The sequence below is a fragment of the Actinacidiphila sp. bgisy144 genome, assembly GCF_057708105.1.
This window is the reverse complement of sequence record NZ_JBYIRM010000024.1, coordinates 79,921-92,410: the sequence shown is the minus strand read 5'-3', so window position 1 is coordinate 92,410 and position 12,490 is coordinate 79,921. Positions and strand designations below refer to the sequence as shown.

The 12,490-nt window shown below is 76.6% G+C and carries 12 protein-coding genes; 4 read left to right on the top strand and 8 right to left on the bottom strand.

The features are described from left to right. Window positions 1–20 precede the first annotated feature (20 nt). Together AC3EVP_RS25530 and AC3EVP_RS25525 are read left to right on the top strand one after the other, a co-directional pair. The gene (locus tag AC3EVP_RS25530; RefSeq protein WP_435133464.1) at window positions 21–782 is read left to right on the top strand and encodes a response regulator transcription factor; all 762 of its coding nucleotides are present in this window, start codon (window positions 21–23) and stop codon (window positions 780–782) included. A gap of 71 nt (window positions 783–853) precedes the next feature. Continuing rightward, complete coding sequence (locus AC3EVP_RS25525) at window positions 854–2,320, top strand: sensor histidine kinase (RefSeq protein ID WP_435133553.1); 1,467 nt, start codon at window positions 854–856, stop codon at window positions 2,318–2,320. A 36-nt stretch (window positions 2,321–2,356) separates the two neighbouring features. Here AC3EVP_RS25525 and AC3EVP_RS25520 read toward each other — a convergent pair whose 3' ends face one another. From AC3EVP_RS25520 to AC3EVP_RS25490, 7 genes are all read right to left on the bottom strand, one after another. After that, a complete protein-coding gene (locus AC3EVP_RS25520; RefSeq protein ID WP_335972759.1) occupies window positions 2,357–3,082 on the bottom strand; it encodes an SOS response-associated peptidase in 726 nt (241 codons plus the stop codon). A gap of 41 nt (window positions 3,083–3,123) precedes the next feature. After that, window positions 3,124–4,308: a sensor histidine kinase gene (locus AC3EVP_RS25515; RefSeq protein ID WP_435133461.1), complete on the bottom strand. Its 1,185-nt coding sequence runs from the start codon at window positions 4,306–4,308 to the stop codon at window positions 3,124–3,126. After that, the gene (locus AC3EVP_RS25510; RefSeq protein ID WP_335972766.1) at window positions 4,305–4,961 is read right to left on the bottom strand and encodes a response regulator transcription factor; all 657 of its coding nucleotides are present in this window, start codon (window positions 4,959–4,961) and stop codon (window positions 4,305–4,307) included. Before AC3EVP_RS25510 ends, AC3EVP_RS25515 begins: the two co-directional genes overlap by 4 nt. A 4-nt stretch (window positions 4,962–4,965) precedes the next feature. Next, window positions 4,966–6,060 carry an FAD:protein FMN transferase gene (locus AC3EVP_RS25505; RefSeq protein WP_435133457.1) on the bottom strand — a complete coding sequence of 365 codons (1,095 nt, stop codon included), beginning with the start codon at window positions 6,058–6,060 and terminating at the stop codon, window positions 4,966–4,968. Between the two features lie 235 nt (window positions 6,061–6,295). Further along, the gene (locus tag AC3EVP_RS25500; RefSeq protein WP_435133454.1) at window positions 6,296–7,288 is read right to left on the bottom strand and encodes a class I SAM-dependent methyltransferase; all 993 of its coding nucleotides are present in this window, start codon (window positions 7,286–7,288) and stop codon (window positions 6,296–6,298) included. 108 nt (window positions 7,289–7,396) lie between these two features. After that, the gene (locus AC3EVP_RS25495; RefSeq protein ID WP_335972782.1) at window positions 7,397–7,969 is read right to left on the bottom strand and encodes a helix-turn-helix domain-containing protein; all 573 of its coding nucleotides are present in this window, start codon (window positions 7,967–7,969) and stop codon (window positions 7,397–7,399) included. 93 nt (window positions 7,970–8,062) lie between these two features. Continuing rightward, window positions 8,063–9,565, bottom strand: coding sequence for a SulP family inorganic anion transporter (locus AC3EVP_RS25490; RefSeq protein WP_435133451.1), 1,503 nt, complete (start codon window positions 9,563–9,565; stop codon window positions 8,063–8,065). Window positions 9,566–10,094: 529 nt separating this feature from the next. Between AC3EVP_RS25490 and AC3EVP_RS25485 the strand changes: the two genes are divergently transcribed. Continuing rightward, window positions 10,095–10,757 (top strand): CBS domain-containing protein, encoded by a 663-nt coding sequence (locus AC3EVP_RS25485; protein ID WP_435133448.1) that lies wholly within the window; start codon window positions 10,095–10,097, stop codon window positions 10,755–10,757. A gap of 116 nt (window positions 10,758–10,873) precedes the next feature. Here AC3EVP_RS25485 and AC3EVP_RS25480 read toward each other — a convergent pair whose 3' ends face one another. Further along, on the bottom strand, window positions 10,874–11,299 hold the full coding sequence (locus tag AC3EVP_RS25480) for an Hsp20/alpha crystallin family protein (RefSeq protein ID WP_335972790.1): 426 nt from the start codon (window positions 11,297–11,299) through the stop codon (window positions 10,874–10,876). Window positions 11,300–11,591: 292 nt separating this feature from the next. Between AC3EVP_RS25480 and AC3EVP_RS25475 the strand changes: the two genes are divergently transcribed. Then, window positions 11,592–12,464, top strand: coding sequence for a universal stress protein (locus tag AC3EVP_RS25475; protein WP_435133445.1), 873 nt, complete (start codon window positions 11,592–11,594; stop codon window positions 12,462–12,464). Window positions 12,465–12,490: the final 26 nt, after the last annotated feature.

Below are 12,490 nucleotides of genomic sequence, written 5' to 3'. Positions count from 1 at the left end.
AGAGGGATGCTGGAGTGACCATGGACTCCGCACCGCGCGCCCGGCCCGCGCCCCACGCCCGGCCGGCGCCCCTGACCCGGCCCGACGGCACCCCGATCCGCGTCCTCGTCGTCGACGACGAGCCGGACCTCACCGAGGTGCTGGCCGGGGTGCTGCGCTACGAGGGCTGGCAGGTGCGCACCGCCGGCGACGTGGCGACCGCGCTCGCGCAGGCCGGCGACTTCGGGCCGGACGCGGTGGTGCTGGACGTCATGCTGCCCGACGGCAACGGGCTGACCGCGCTGCGCGGCCTGCGGGCGGTCCGGCCGGACGTGTGCGTGCTCTTCCTCACCGCGCGGGACTCCGTGGAGGACCGGATCTCCGGGCTGACGGCGGGCGGCGACGACTACGTCACCAAGCCCTTCAGCCTGGAGGAGGTGGTGGCCCGGTTGCGGGGGCTGCTGCGCCGGGCGGGCATGACGCGGGCCCGCGACGACTCGGCGCAGCTCGTGGTCGGCGACCTCACCCTGGACGAGGACGCCCGCGAGGTGACCCGCGGCGGCGAGCCGGTGGAGCTGTCGCCGACGGAGTTCGAGCTGCTGCGCTACCTGATGCGCAACCCGCGCCGGGTGCTGAGCAAGGCGCAGATCCTCGACCAGGTGTGGTCGTACGACTTCGGCGGCCAGGCGCACGTGGTGGAGCTGTACATCAGCTACCTGCGGCGGAAGGTCGACGCGGGCCGGGAGCCGATGATCCACACGGTGCGCGGGGCGGGGTACGTCCTGAAGGCGGCGCCGCGGTGAGGTGGTCCGGGTCCGGACCCGGCGCGGGGGGCCGGTGGTGGCGCCCGGGGTCCCGGTGGTGGCCGCGCACCCTGCGGGCCCGGCTCATCTGGGGCCTGGTGGTGCTGCTCGCGGTGAGCTGCGCCGCCGTCGGGCTCGCGGCGGTCCTCACCCTGCGCTCCTTCCTCACCCAGCGGCTGGACCAGCAGATCGCGCAGGCCGGCGGGACGTTCCCGGCCAGCCTCGAACACCACGGGCGCGGCGAGCCCGACGCGGACAACCCGCACGGCGACACCCGCCGGCAGGTGCCGGGCACCTTCGGCGCCCGGCTGCTGGACGGGAAGGTCACCGCGGCCGGTGCGGTGCACTCCGGCGCGGGCACCTCCGTGACCTTGACGGCGGGCGACAAGGCGGCGCTCGCCGGGCTGCCGGCGGACGGCAGCGTGCACCGGCTGCACCTGTCGGCGCTGGGCGACTACCGGGTCCGGGCGGTCACCGGGGACGACGGCGACGTCCTGGTGACGGGGCTGCCGCTGGCCGGCGTCCAGGACGCGGTGGCACGGCTGCTTGCGGTGGAGGGCGCCGTCTTCGGCGGGGCGCTGCTGGTGGCGGGCGCGGCGGGCGCGTTCTGGGTACGGTGGTCGCTGCGGCCGCTGCGCCGGGTCGCGGCCACCGCCGCGGCCGTGACCGCGCTGCCGCTGGCCAGCGGCGAGGTGACGCTGCCGGACCGGGTGCCGGACACCGACCCGCGCACGGAGGTCGGCCAGGTCGGCATCGCGCTGAACGGGCTGCTGGGGCATGTGGAGGGCGCGCTCGCGGAGCGGCACGCCAGCCAGGAGCGGCTGCGCCGCTTCGCCGCGGACGCCAGCCACGAACTGCGCACCCCGGTCGCGTCCATCCGCGGCCACGCCGAGCTGGCGCGGCTGCACCCCGGGCCGGTGCCGCCGGGCGTGGCGCGGGCGCTGGAGCGGATCACCGCCGAGTCGGTGCGGATGGGCGGCATGGTCGACGACCTGCTGCTGCTCGCCCGCCTCGACGCGGGACGGCCGCTGGCGTCCGAGCCGGTGGACCTGACCCGGCTGGTGCTGGACGCGGTGGACGACGCGCGCGCCGCGGGCCCGGACCACCGGTGGGAGCTGGACCTGCCGGCGGAGCCGGTCACCGTGGCCGGGGACCGGCTGCGGCTCCAGCAGGTCGCGGGGAACCTGCTGTCCAACGCCCGCCGCCACACCCCGCCCGGCACCCGCGTCACCCTGCGGCTGCGCCAGGACCGGGACGGCACCACCCGGCTCCAGGTCGCGGACGACGGCCCGGGCATCCCCGCGGACGTGCGCGACACGGTCTTCGAGCGCTTCGCCCGCGCCGACCACACCACCCACCCCGGCCCGGCCTCCGGTCCTGCCTCCGGTTCGGCGTCCGGCCCCGCGCCCGAGGCCCACGGCGCCGGGCTGGGCCTGGCCATCGTGCGGGCGGTGGCCACCGCGCACGGCGGCACCGCTGAGGTCAGCAGCCGCCCGGGCGCCACGGTCTTCACCGTCACCCTGCCCGCGCGGCCGTAGGGCCGGCTTGCCGCCTCCGCACCCTGGGCGGCGAGGTCAGCGCAGCTCGGTGATCAGCTCGGGGCCGTCGTTGCGGACGCTGTTCACGGCGGGCGGGACCGGGCGGGCGGCCAGGTCGCCGCCGGAGGGGAGCGCGAGCAGGGCGCGCAGGTCGTCCGGGTCGCGGTGGGCCGGGTCGAGCCAGTCCGCGTGGTGCTCGGGGGCGATCGTCAGCGGCATCCGCGGGTGGATGCGGCCGGAGGAGTCGGTCGCGTCGGTGGTGATGACCGTGCAGCTCACCAGCCACGCTCCCGCCGGGTCGGTCCGGTCGCGCCAGAACTCGTAGAGCCCGGCCATCGCGAGCAGGGAGCCGTCGGCCGGGTGCAGGTAGTACGGCTTCTTCACGGCCTTGCGGTGCGCGGTCGCCGGGAGGGTCTCCCATTCGTAGTAGCCGTCGGCGGGCAGCAGGCAGCGGCGGTCGGTGAACGCCTTGCGGAAGGCGGGCCGGGTGTGGACGGTCTCGGCCCGGGCGTTGATCAGCCGGGCGCCGCCGGCCGGCGACTTCGACCAGGACGGCACCAGCCCCCAGCGCAGGGGCCGCAGCCGCCGTACGGGCTCGGGCTCGTCGTCCTGCGCGCGCTGCACCACGCCCCACACCGGGTCGGTGGGGGCCACGTTCCAGCTCGGCTCCGGGGCCTGCTCGCCGGTCCTGACGCGCACCTCGGCGTCGAACGCGGCCGCGAGGTCGGCGGCGGCCCGGGAGGCGACGTACCTTCCGCACATGCCTCCACGGTGCCACGGCGGCGGCCGCGCCGCCCGCGGGTTCAGGTGCGGTGGCCGGGCCGTACGCCCGGCAGCTCCAGGACCACGCTCAGGCCGCCTTCCGCGCGGGCCCGGGCGGTGGCGGTGCCGGTGTGGGCGCGGGCGACGGCCCGCACGATGGACAGGCCCAGGCCCGTGCCGTCCGGCAGGTCGTCCGGGGCGCTGCGGCGCCGGGTGCGGTCGCCGCGGTTGAAGGGCTCGAAGAGGTTCTCCACCCGCTCGGGGTCCAGCGCGGGCCCGTCGTTGACCACGGTCAGCCGCACCGTGCCGTCGCCGGCCGGGGCGGTGGTGACGTGCAGCAGACCGCCGTCGCGGTTGTAGCGGACGGCGTTCTCCAGCAGGTTGGAGACCGCGATGCCCAGCAGCGCGACGTTGGCGGGCAGCGGGGCGGGTTCGAGGTCGGTCCGCAGGCGCAGCCCGCGCGCCCTGGCCCGGCCCGCCACCTGGTCCAGCGCCTCGGCTGCGACGTCGGCGAGGTCGTCCTCGACGAGGTCGGCGGCGGCCTGCTCGGAGCGGGCGAGCAGCAGCAGCGCGGAGATCAGCCGCTGGGCGCTGCCGGTGGCGTCGGCGACGTCGGCGGCCATGGTGCGCCACTGCTCCTCGGTGACGGCGGGCTTGGCGAGGGTGACCTCGACGGCCGCGCGGGTCAGCGCGAGCGGGGTGCGCAGTTCGTGGCTGGCGTTGGCGACGAATCTGCGCTGGGCGTCGAAGGCCCGGTCCAGGCGCTCCAGCATCTCGTCGAACGTGTCGCCGAGCTGCCGCAGTTCGTCCGGCGGGCCGGTCAGCCGCAGCCGTTCGTGCAGGGTCGCGTCGGTGGCGCGGCGGGCGGCGGCGGTGATGTCGGCGATCGGCCGCAGCAGCCGTCCGGCGACCCACCAGCCGACCAGCGCGGACAGCGCGACGACCACCGACAGCAGCAGCAGCGCGATGACCAGCAGCCGTGAGGCGGCCGCGTCGCGGATCTGGTCGGACAGCCCGATGTAGTTGTCGTGGTCGGGGTCGAGGCTGCCGGGGACCTCGGAGGCGGGCAGCGGGCGGAAGATCTCCTCGTACAGGGCGGTGGTCATGGCCAGGACCAGGGCGCTGCCGCCGACGGTGAACAGCACGGCGTAGGTGAGGGTCAGGCGTCCGCGGAGGGTCAGGTTCGGGCGGCGCAGCCGGGCGGCGGCGCGGCGCGGCAGGTTCACCGGGCGATCCGGTAGCCGGCGCCGACGAGGGTCTCGATCAGGTCGGGCGGGCCGAGCTTGCGGCGCAGCCGGTTGACGGTGACCCGCACGGTGTTGGTGAACGGGTCGGCGTTCTCGTCCCAGGCCCGCTCCAGCAGCTGCTCGTGGCTGAGCACCGCGCCGTCCGCGGCCAGCAGCAGCCGCAGCACCGTGAACTCCTTGGCGGTCAGGGCGACCGGCCGCCCGGCCCGCAGTACGGTGCGGCGCAGCGTGTCCATGGTCAGGTCGCCGCGGACCAGGGTCACGCCGTGCGCGCCGCGCCGCCGGCCCAGCGCCTTGACGCGCAGGGTGAGTTCGGCGAAGGAGAAGGGCTTGCCGAGGTAGTCGTCGGCGCCGAGGGTCAGGCCGTCCACCCGGTCGTCGATGCCCGACAGGGCGGTGAGCATGAGGATCATCGGCGGCTCGGGGCGGCCGGCCAGCTCCGCGCAGACCTCGTCGCCGGAGCGGCCGGGCAGGTCGCGGTCGAGCACGAGGACGTCGTAGTCGCCCAGCTCCACCTTCGCCAGCGCGTCGGCGCCGTCGTGGCAGACGTCCACGGCCATGCCCTGGTCCCGCAGTCCCTCGGCTATGACGGCGGCCAGGCGCTGCTCGTCCTCGACAATCAGGATACGCATGGCCTCATCCTGTCGGCCGGCCGCTCCCGCCGGGCTCGGACCGCGAACCTGACGGCGTATCAGGTGACGGGTCGAGCGATGTGTGCGGGGTGTCAGGGGCGGTGCCGGGGCGCGGAGCCGGCCCGCCGTACGGGGCCGCGGGCGGTGGCGGGCAGGCGGGCGCGGGCGGTGGCGGGCCGGGGCGGCGCTGCCGGACGGTCCGCGCGGGCGGGCGCAGCGGCGGGTGGTCCGGCTGCTCGGGCAGCGGCTCGGCCTCCAGGCGCAGCCGGCCGGCGAGCCCGGCGGTGGTGTGCAGGCGGCCGCGGGAGTCGACGCACAGCGCCTCGTACGGGGTGCTCGCGGCGAGGCCGTCGACCCAGGCGCGGGCGCGGTCGGTGGTGGGCTGCGCGGTCGCGGCGGTGGCGTACAGGTCGGCCCGTGCCAGGTCGGGGCCGATGACGGTCACCTGGGTGAGCGCGGCGGCGGGCCGGCCGGTGCCGGGCATCCGCACCGGCAGGTCGTGCCCGGTGGCCGCGCAGGTGGCGAGGGCGCCCTCGCGGACCTCCAGCATGGCGAGCAGGCCGCCGGTCAGGCCGGGGTCGGCCAGCCGCACCCGCCAGGCCGGGCCGGTGCCCCCGTCGGAGCGCAGCCGCAGGTCGCCGCCCGCGTTCACCAGGTGCCGGGGCAGCCCGCGGGCGGCCAGCAGGTCGCTCGCGCGCTCCACCGCCCAGCAGCGGACCGCCTTGCGCGGGTCGAGCCGCCGCCCGCCCGGGGTCCGTGCCCCGGCCGGGGCGCCCACGTAGCCGCTGGCGTCCCAGGCGCCAGTGGTGTCCAGCGCGTCGAAGACACCCTCGCCCACGGCCCGCAGCATCGCGCACAGGTCGAGGGCCTCGCGGCTCTCCCCCGCCTCCGGCGGCCCGCCGAGGTCGGCCGCGCCGAGCAGCCCCTCGAACACGCGGCGGGCCGAACCGCCGGGCCGGGGCGCGCAGAAGACGTCCTCGATCCGCCGCAGCAGCGCGAACGCGGCGCGGCCGGCCGCCTGGAAGGTGCCGAAGTCCGCGGAGTCGGGCGCGGCGATCGACACCCGGGCCCCGAGGACGCCCTCCCTGACGGTGCGCACCGCCTACCGCTCCGCCGGGACGTACGGTGTACGGCGGCGGGCAGGTGTGCCGGTCCCCCTCGACATGGCAACTCCTTCCGGCTGGCGGGCACTTCGCCCGCCACTGTTCCGGCGGAGACCTAACGACGGGGTAACACGCCTTTCGCGACACCGTGTTTCCGGCCATCCGGCGGCGGAACGGCGCTTCGTCGCATGGGGCGTGCGGGGTGCGGGGCGCGTACGGTGCCGGCGGTGCTCAGGCGCGGCGGGCGGCCCACACGGCGCGCTCGGTGCGGACCGCGAGGTCGCCGCGGCGCAGCACGCTCGACGGGCCGGCGGTGTCCAGCAGCCGGTCCAGCGCCCGCAGGTCCTCGGCGGGAAGCTCCGCGCCGACCGCCTCGCGCAGGCGGCGCAGGCTGCCGAGCGCGTAGCGGCCGACGGCGCTGTCCGCGGCGCTCTCCGCGCCGTCCGCGCCCACCGCCCCTGCCGCGCCCACCGCCCCTGCCGCGCCCTCGACGAACACGCGAACCGTCCGCTCGCCCTCGACCGCGAACCCGGCGGCGGCCAGCATCGGGCCCCAGTCGGCGCCGCGGTGCGGCATCTGCTCGGCGTGCTGCCGGTCCACCGCGGCATGGCAGCGGTCCTCCAGGCCGGGCCGCTCCTGCGGGGCGTCGGCGGGCAGGAACCGCGGGAAGCCCGCCATCTCGACGACGGCGAGCAGCCCGCCGGGCGCGAGCAGGTCGTACACGGTGCGCAGGGTGCGGGCCGGGTCGGCCATGTGGTGCAGCGACGCCGACGCCCACACCAGGTCGGGCCGGTCGAGTTCCGGCCACTCCCCGTCGAGGTCGGCCGGCACCGTGTGCACCCGCCCGGCCACCCCGAGCGCCTCGGCCTTCTCCCGCAGCCGCTCCAGGTGGGCCGGCGACGCGTCGACCGCGGTCACCTCCGCCGCCGGGAAGCGGGCCAGCAGCGCGAAGGTGCCGGCCCCGGTGCCGGCGCCCAGGTCCAGGATGCGGCGCGGCGGCTCCGCGACCGGCAGCCAGGCGGTGATCTCCGCGGTGTGCCCGGCGAGGACTTCCGCGCCCAGGTCCAGCAGTTCGGCCATGTCGTCGGTGCCGGGCGCGGCACCGGACGGGCCGTGGGTGTGGGCGTGGGTGCCGCCGTGGGTGTGCGCGGGGCCGTGGGCGTGGGCGCCGGTGTGCCCGGGGGCCGGGGCGAGGTGGTGGTCATGCGGGGAAGCGTGGGTCATACGGTCACGCTAGGGCCGTGCCCCGGGCCCGGCGGCGCCCTTCCCGGGGTACGCAAGACATCCGCCGGATCTGCTGCCGTCCGCGCAAGGCGCCGCCGGCCGGGGTGTTCATCCGGCCTCGCCGCGCTGGTGGCCGCGGCGGGCGTCGCGGTCGAAGACGCCCAGCACGTCGCAGGGGCCGCCCTCCGCGCCGAAGGCGTGCGGCAGCATCGTGGGGAACTCCGCGGCCTGGTTCGCCTCCACCCGCACCCGGCGGTCGCCCAGCAGCAGCACCGCGGTGCCCGACAGCACCACCAGCCACTCCCGGCCCGGGTGGGCACGGGTGCGGGCCGGGCCGTCGGGCGGGGGCGCCGTCAGCCGCTGCCGGATCACGCTCATCCCGGGGTACCCCTTCATCGGCCAGCTCATCCGCGCGTGGGCCGGGTCGATCGCCGGGTTGCTCACCACGTCGTCGGCCGCCGCCTCGACCAGCTGGTCCAGAGAGGTGTCCAGTGCCCGGGCCAGCGTGACCAGCTGGTCCAGCGCCAGGCGGCGCTGCCCGTTCTCGATCCGGCTGAGCGTCGACTGGCTGACCAGCGCCCGCGAGGCCAGCTCCTCCAACGACCAGCCGCGCGCCACCCGCAGTGCCCTGATCCGCTGCCGCACCAGGCGGTCCAGCTCCCCGTCCTCGCTTTGCGCCATGAGCAAGATCCTATGCGCCTGCCGCAACCCGCGCCCGCGCCCCCGTACGGCCGCCCGACGCGCCGCCCGCCGGGTCGCCTCGACCCGCCCCGGTCAGCCCGCCCCCGTCAGCTCGCCGCTGAGCCGCCCGTGCATCCGCGCGCTGTGCTCGTTGAGCCCCACGATCTCCACGCTCTTGCCGCGTGCCGCGTACTTCGTGGTGATCGCGTCCAGCGCCGCCACGGACGAGGCGTCCCAGACGTGCGCGGCACTGAGGTCGATGACGACGCGGTCGGGGTCGCCGGCGTAGTCGAACTGCGTGACCAGGTCGTTGCAGGAGGCGAAGAACAGCTCGCCGGTCACGGCGTAGACGACGCTGCCGCCGTCCGGGTCGAGGACCGAGGTGACATCGGTGAGGTGGGCGACGCGGCGGGCGAAGACGACCATGGCGGCGAGCGTGCCGACCACGACGCCGATCGACAGGTTGCTGGTGGCCACCACCACGGCGACGGTGACGACCATGACGACGGTCTCGCCTACCGGCATCCGCTTGAGGGTGGCGGGCCTGACCGAGTGCCAGTCGAAGGTGCCGAAGGCGACCAGCACCATCACCGCGACCAGCGCGGCCATCGGGATGTGCGAGACGACCGGCCCGAGCACGATGCACAGGACCAGCAGGAAGAACCCGGCCAGGAAGGTGGACAGCCGGGTGCGGGCGCCGCTCTTGACGTTGATCATGGTCTGGCCGATCATCGCGCAGCCGCCCATGCCGCCGAAGAGCCCGGTGACGATGTTGGCGATGCCCTGGCCGACGGACTCGCGGGTCTTGTCCGAGCGGGTGTCGGTGATGTCGTCCACGAGCTTGGCGGTCATCAGCGTCTCCATCAGCCCGACGAGCGCCATCGCCAGCGCGTAGGGCGCGATCACCGCCAGGGTGTGGGTGTCGAACGGCACGTCCGGCAGCCCCGGCACCGGCAGCGACGACGGCAGGCGGCCCTTGTCGCCGACCGTCGGCACCGCGACGCCCGCCGCGACCGTGAACACCGTCAGGATCACGATGGACACCAGCGGCGCGGGCACCGCCCGGGTCAGGCGCGGGAAGAACACCATCACCAGCAGCCCGGTGGCCACCAGCGGGTAGACCGCCCACGGCACGTCGTGCAGGTTCGGTATCTGCGCGGTGAACAGCAGGATGCCCAGGGCGTTGACGAAGCCGACCATCACCGGGCGCGGCACGAACCGCATCAGCCGGGCCACCCCGAGTACGCCCAGCACGATCTGGAGGACGCCGGCGAGGATGACGGTCGCGATGAGGTAGCCGAGCCCGTGCTCGCGGACGACGGGTGCGGTGACCAGGGCGACGGCGCCGGTGGACGCCGAGATCATCGCGGGCCGGCCGCCGACGATCGCGATGGTCATCGCCATGGTGCAGGCGGCGAAGAGCCCGACCTTGGGGTCGACCCCGGCGATCACCGAGAACGAGATCGCCTCGGGGATCAGCGCCAGGCCGACGACGAGGCCGGCCAGCACCTCCACCCGGAGGACCTTCGGGGCGGACCAGGCCGGGCGGGGCAGGGCGCGCAGGCGCGCGGACAGGGGCGGGGGCGGTGTCTGCAAGACCAGGTGCCTGTCGTGCTCGGGCGCGGCCGCTCGGCTGCGCGGGGGACGGGAGGCGCGCGGCGCCGGGCGGCGGGCGCGGGGGGCAGCGGGGAGGTCGTCGAAGGGGGCCCGGGACGGCTCCCTCGGACGGACGGACGAACGGACGGCCGGGCATACGGCGCGGGCCCGGCCGGAGCGGCGCGGCGGGCGGGGTACGGCGGCGGGCCGCGGCACGCGGCTCAGCGCGCGGCGGGCCTCACGGCGGACAGCAGGCGGCGGCGGGCAACCGGGTCATGTGCACGCCTCGTCTCTCCTGCTCGCGGGTTCCGCGGGGGCGTCGTCGGCCCCGGCCGGGCGGCTCGCGTGCCGCCCCTGACAGCGCACACCCTACCCTTCGCCGCCCTACCGCCCCGCGCGCGGGACCGGTGCGGGCGGTAGGGCCCGATCGGCCCCAGCGCCGCGGGCGGCGGGTGCGCGATGCTGGAGACCGAGGCGGCCGGACGGTCCGCACGGCGGGCTCGCGTCCTCGCCGCCGCGGGAGGCGACCATGTTCAGCTCACCCATGACCGTCGGGGACGTGATGACCCGCACCGTCGTCGCCGTCGGCCGGGACGCGAGTTTCAAGGAGATCGTCAGGACCATGAAGCACTGGAAGGTCAGCGCCCTTCCGGTGCTCGAGGGCGAGGGCCGCGTGGTGGGCGTGGTCTCCGCGGCGGACCTGCTGCCGAAGGAGGAGTTCCGGGCGGTGCCGCCGAACCGCTACGACCGCGAGGAGCGGCGGCCCGGACTGGACAAGGCCGAGGCCGTCACCGCCGACCGGCTGATGACGGCGCCCGCGGTGTGCGTGCACGCCGGCTCCACGCTGGCGCAGGCCGCCCGGATCATGGCCGTGCGGGGCGTCAAGCGGCTGCCGGTGATCGACGCGTCCGGCCGGCTGAGCGGCATCGTCAGCCGCGCGGACCTGCTCAAGGCGTTCCTGCGCACCGACGAGGAGCTCGCCGGCGAGGTGCGCCGCCAGGTCGTGGAGGTGCTCTTCCCCGGGGAGCCCGACGTGCGGGTGACCGTGCACGAGGGGCGGGTGGCGCTGCGCGGCGACGTGCTGGAGCCCGGGCTGATCGGGCTGGCGGCCCGGCTGGCCCGCGCCGTCGAAGGGGTCGTCGACGTGACGAGCGAGCTGCGGCCGTCGCCGTCGGGCACCGCCGTCACCTGACGGGCCGCGGTGGCCCGTTCGCCACCGTCGTCACGTCGTCACGTCGTCATGTCGGCGCGGCCGAACGGGTCGGGCGCAGGGCGGCGGCCGTGCGCCCGGCCCGCGGCCGGCGCCGCTCAGGGCTTCCTGGCGATCCGCACGCGGTGCGGCTCGGTCTCGGCCGGGGTGCCGACCGGCGCGGTCACCGTCAGGACGCCGCTGTCGTAGTCGGCGGAGATGTCCTCCTCCTTCACGCCGGGCGGAAGCTCCACGCTGCGGGTGAAGGAGCCGTACCGGAACTCGGAGCGGTGCTTGGTGTCCGTCGCCTCCTCGGTCCGTTCGGCGTGCACGGTCAGGACGCCGTCCTGGACGGTGACGTCGACGTCCTTGTCCGGGTCGACGCCCGGGAGTTCCGCCTTCATCGTCCACGCGCCCTCCGTCGTGCTCTCCTCGACCCGGATCATGTGCTCGCCGGGCAGGCGCAGGTCGAACGGAAGGTCGTCGATCCAGTCCGCGAACGGCGGCATCCAGCGCGGACGCCGTTCCATCTGACGTGAAGCCATGGCTGTCGCTCCTCCGTTGTCGTGTTCGGGCGGTCGACCGCCGGCGGGGGCAGCCCGTGCCGGCCCCGCCGCCCTCTCGGCTCCCACGCTCCTCGTCCGCGGTGGGCGGTGCAGCGGTCCTGCGGTGCCGATGCCCCGGGCCGGCCGGCCCTGTCCCAGGGGCCGTTCGGCCCGCCGGCGCACCGCCGGTGCCCGGCCGCGCGGGCCCGAAGGGCCCATGCGCCCGACCGGCGGCCGCGCACAGAATCGGTCATGAGGGGGGCCTTGCGCACCCGACACCTTTGGAGGAGCCATGGACAGCGCAGAGGCCAGCGGGGGCCTGGGGCCCGTGGTGGTCGGCACGGACGGTTCGGCGCCCGCCGGGGTCGCCGTGCTGTGGGCCGCCGAGGAAGCCGCGCGCCGCGGCCGGCCGCTGACCGTGGTGTCCGCGCTCGGCAGCGACGAGACCCGCTACGTCGGCCCCGAGGGGCTCCAGGAGCTGCTCCAGGACGCCGACCGCTGCCTGCGGCACACCGTCGACCTCGTCACCGCCCGGTACCCGGACCTGGCCGTCGACACCGTGCTCAGCCGCGGCGACCCCGCCGACAGCGTCCTGGAGGCGGCGGGCGCGACCGGCACCGCCGTCGTGGGCTCCCGCGGCCTGGGCGGCTTCTCCGGCCTGCTGCTCGGCTCGGTCGGCCTGCGCGCGGCGGCCCGCGCCCGCGGTCCGCTCGTCGTGGTGCACCGGGTGCCGGAGCCGGAGCGCGGGGTGGTGGTCGCGGCGGCGCGCGACGACGGCGACCGCGACGCGCTGCGGTTCGCCGCGCGCTCGGCACTCGCCCGCGGCGCCGCGCTGCGGGTGGTGAGCGCCTGGATGTTCCTGGAAGGCGTGGGGAGCATGGTCCCGATGGTCGACGACGTGGCGGCCGTCGCGGCGGACGAGGCGGGTGCCACGCGCCGGACGGTGCGGCCGCTGCGCGAGGAGTTCCCGCACCTGGAGATCACCGAGCAGACGGTCCGCACCCGGTCCACCGGCGGCGCCCTGGTCACGGCGTCCGAGGACGCCGACCTGCTGGTCCTGGGCGCCCGGCGGCCCACCCACCGCTTCCGTGCGCCCTTCGGGGGCGTGACGCACGCGGTGCTGCACCACGCGCAGTGCCCGGTCGCGGTGATCCACGGCGGCTGACCGGAGTCCTCCGGGCGGCGCGGCGG

Bases quoted from the DNA above. Each gene is read 5' to 3' on its own strand.
- AC3EVP_RS25480 (WP_335972790.1), bottom strand. From the start codon at position 11,299: ATGGCTTCACGTCAGATGGAACGGCGTCCGCGCTGGATGCCGCCGTTC.
- AC3EVP_RS25495 (WP_335972782.1), bottom strand. From the start codon at position 7,969: ATGGCGCAAAGCGAGGACGGGGAGCTGGACCGCCTGGTGCGGCAGCGG.
- AC3EVP_RS25520 (WP_335972759.1), bottom strand. From the start codon at position 3,082: ATGTGCGGAAGGTACGTCGCCTCCCGGGCCGCCGCCGACCTCGCGGCC.
- AC3EVP_RS25530 (WP_435133464.1), top strand. From the start codon at position 21: ATGGACTCCGCACCGCGCGCCCGGCCCGCGCCCCACGCCCGGCCGGCG.
- AC3EVP_RS25500 (WP_435133454.1), bottom strand. From the start codon at position 7,288: ATGACCCACGCTTCCCCGCATGACCACCACCTCGCCCCGGCCCCCGGG.
- AC3EVP_RS25510 (WP_335972766.1), bottom strand. From the start codon at position 4,961: ATGCGTATCCTGATTGTCGAGGACGAGCAGCGCCTGGCCGCCGTCATA.
- AC3EVP_RS25485 (WP_435133448.1), top strand. From the start codon at position 10,095: ATGTTCAGCTCACCCATGACCGTCGGGGACGTGATGACCCGCACCGTC.
- AC3EVP_RS25475 (WP_435133445.1), top strand. From the start codon at position 11,592: ATGGACAGCGCAGAGGCCAGCGGGGGCCTGGGGCCCGTGGTGGTCGGC.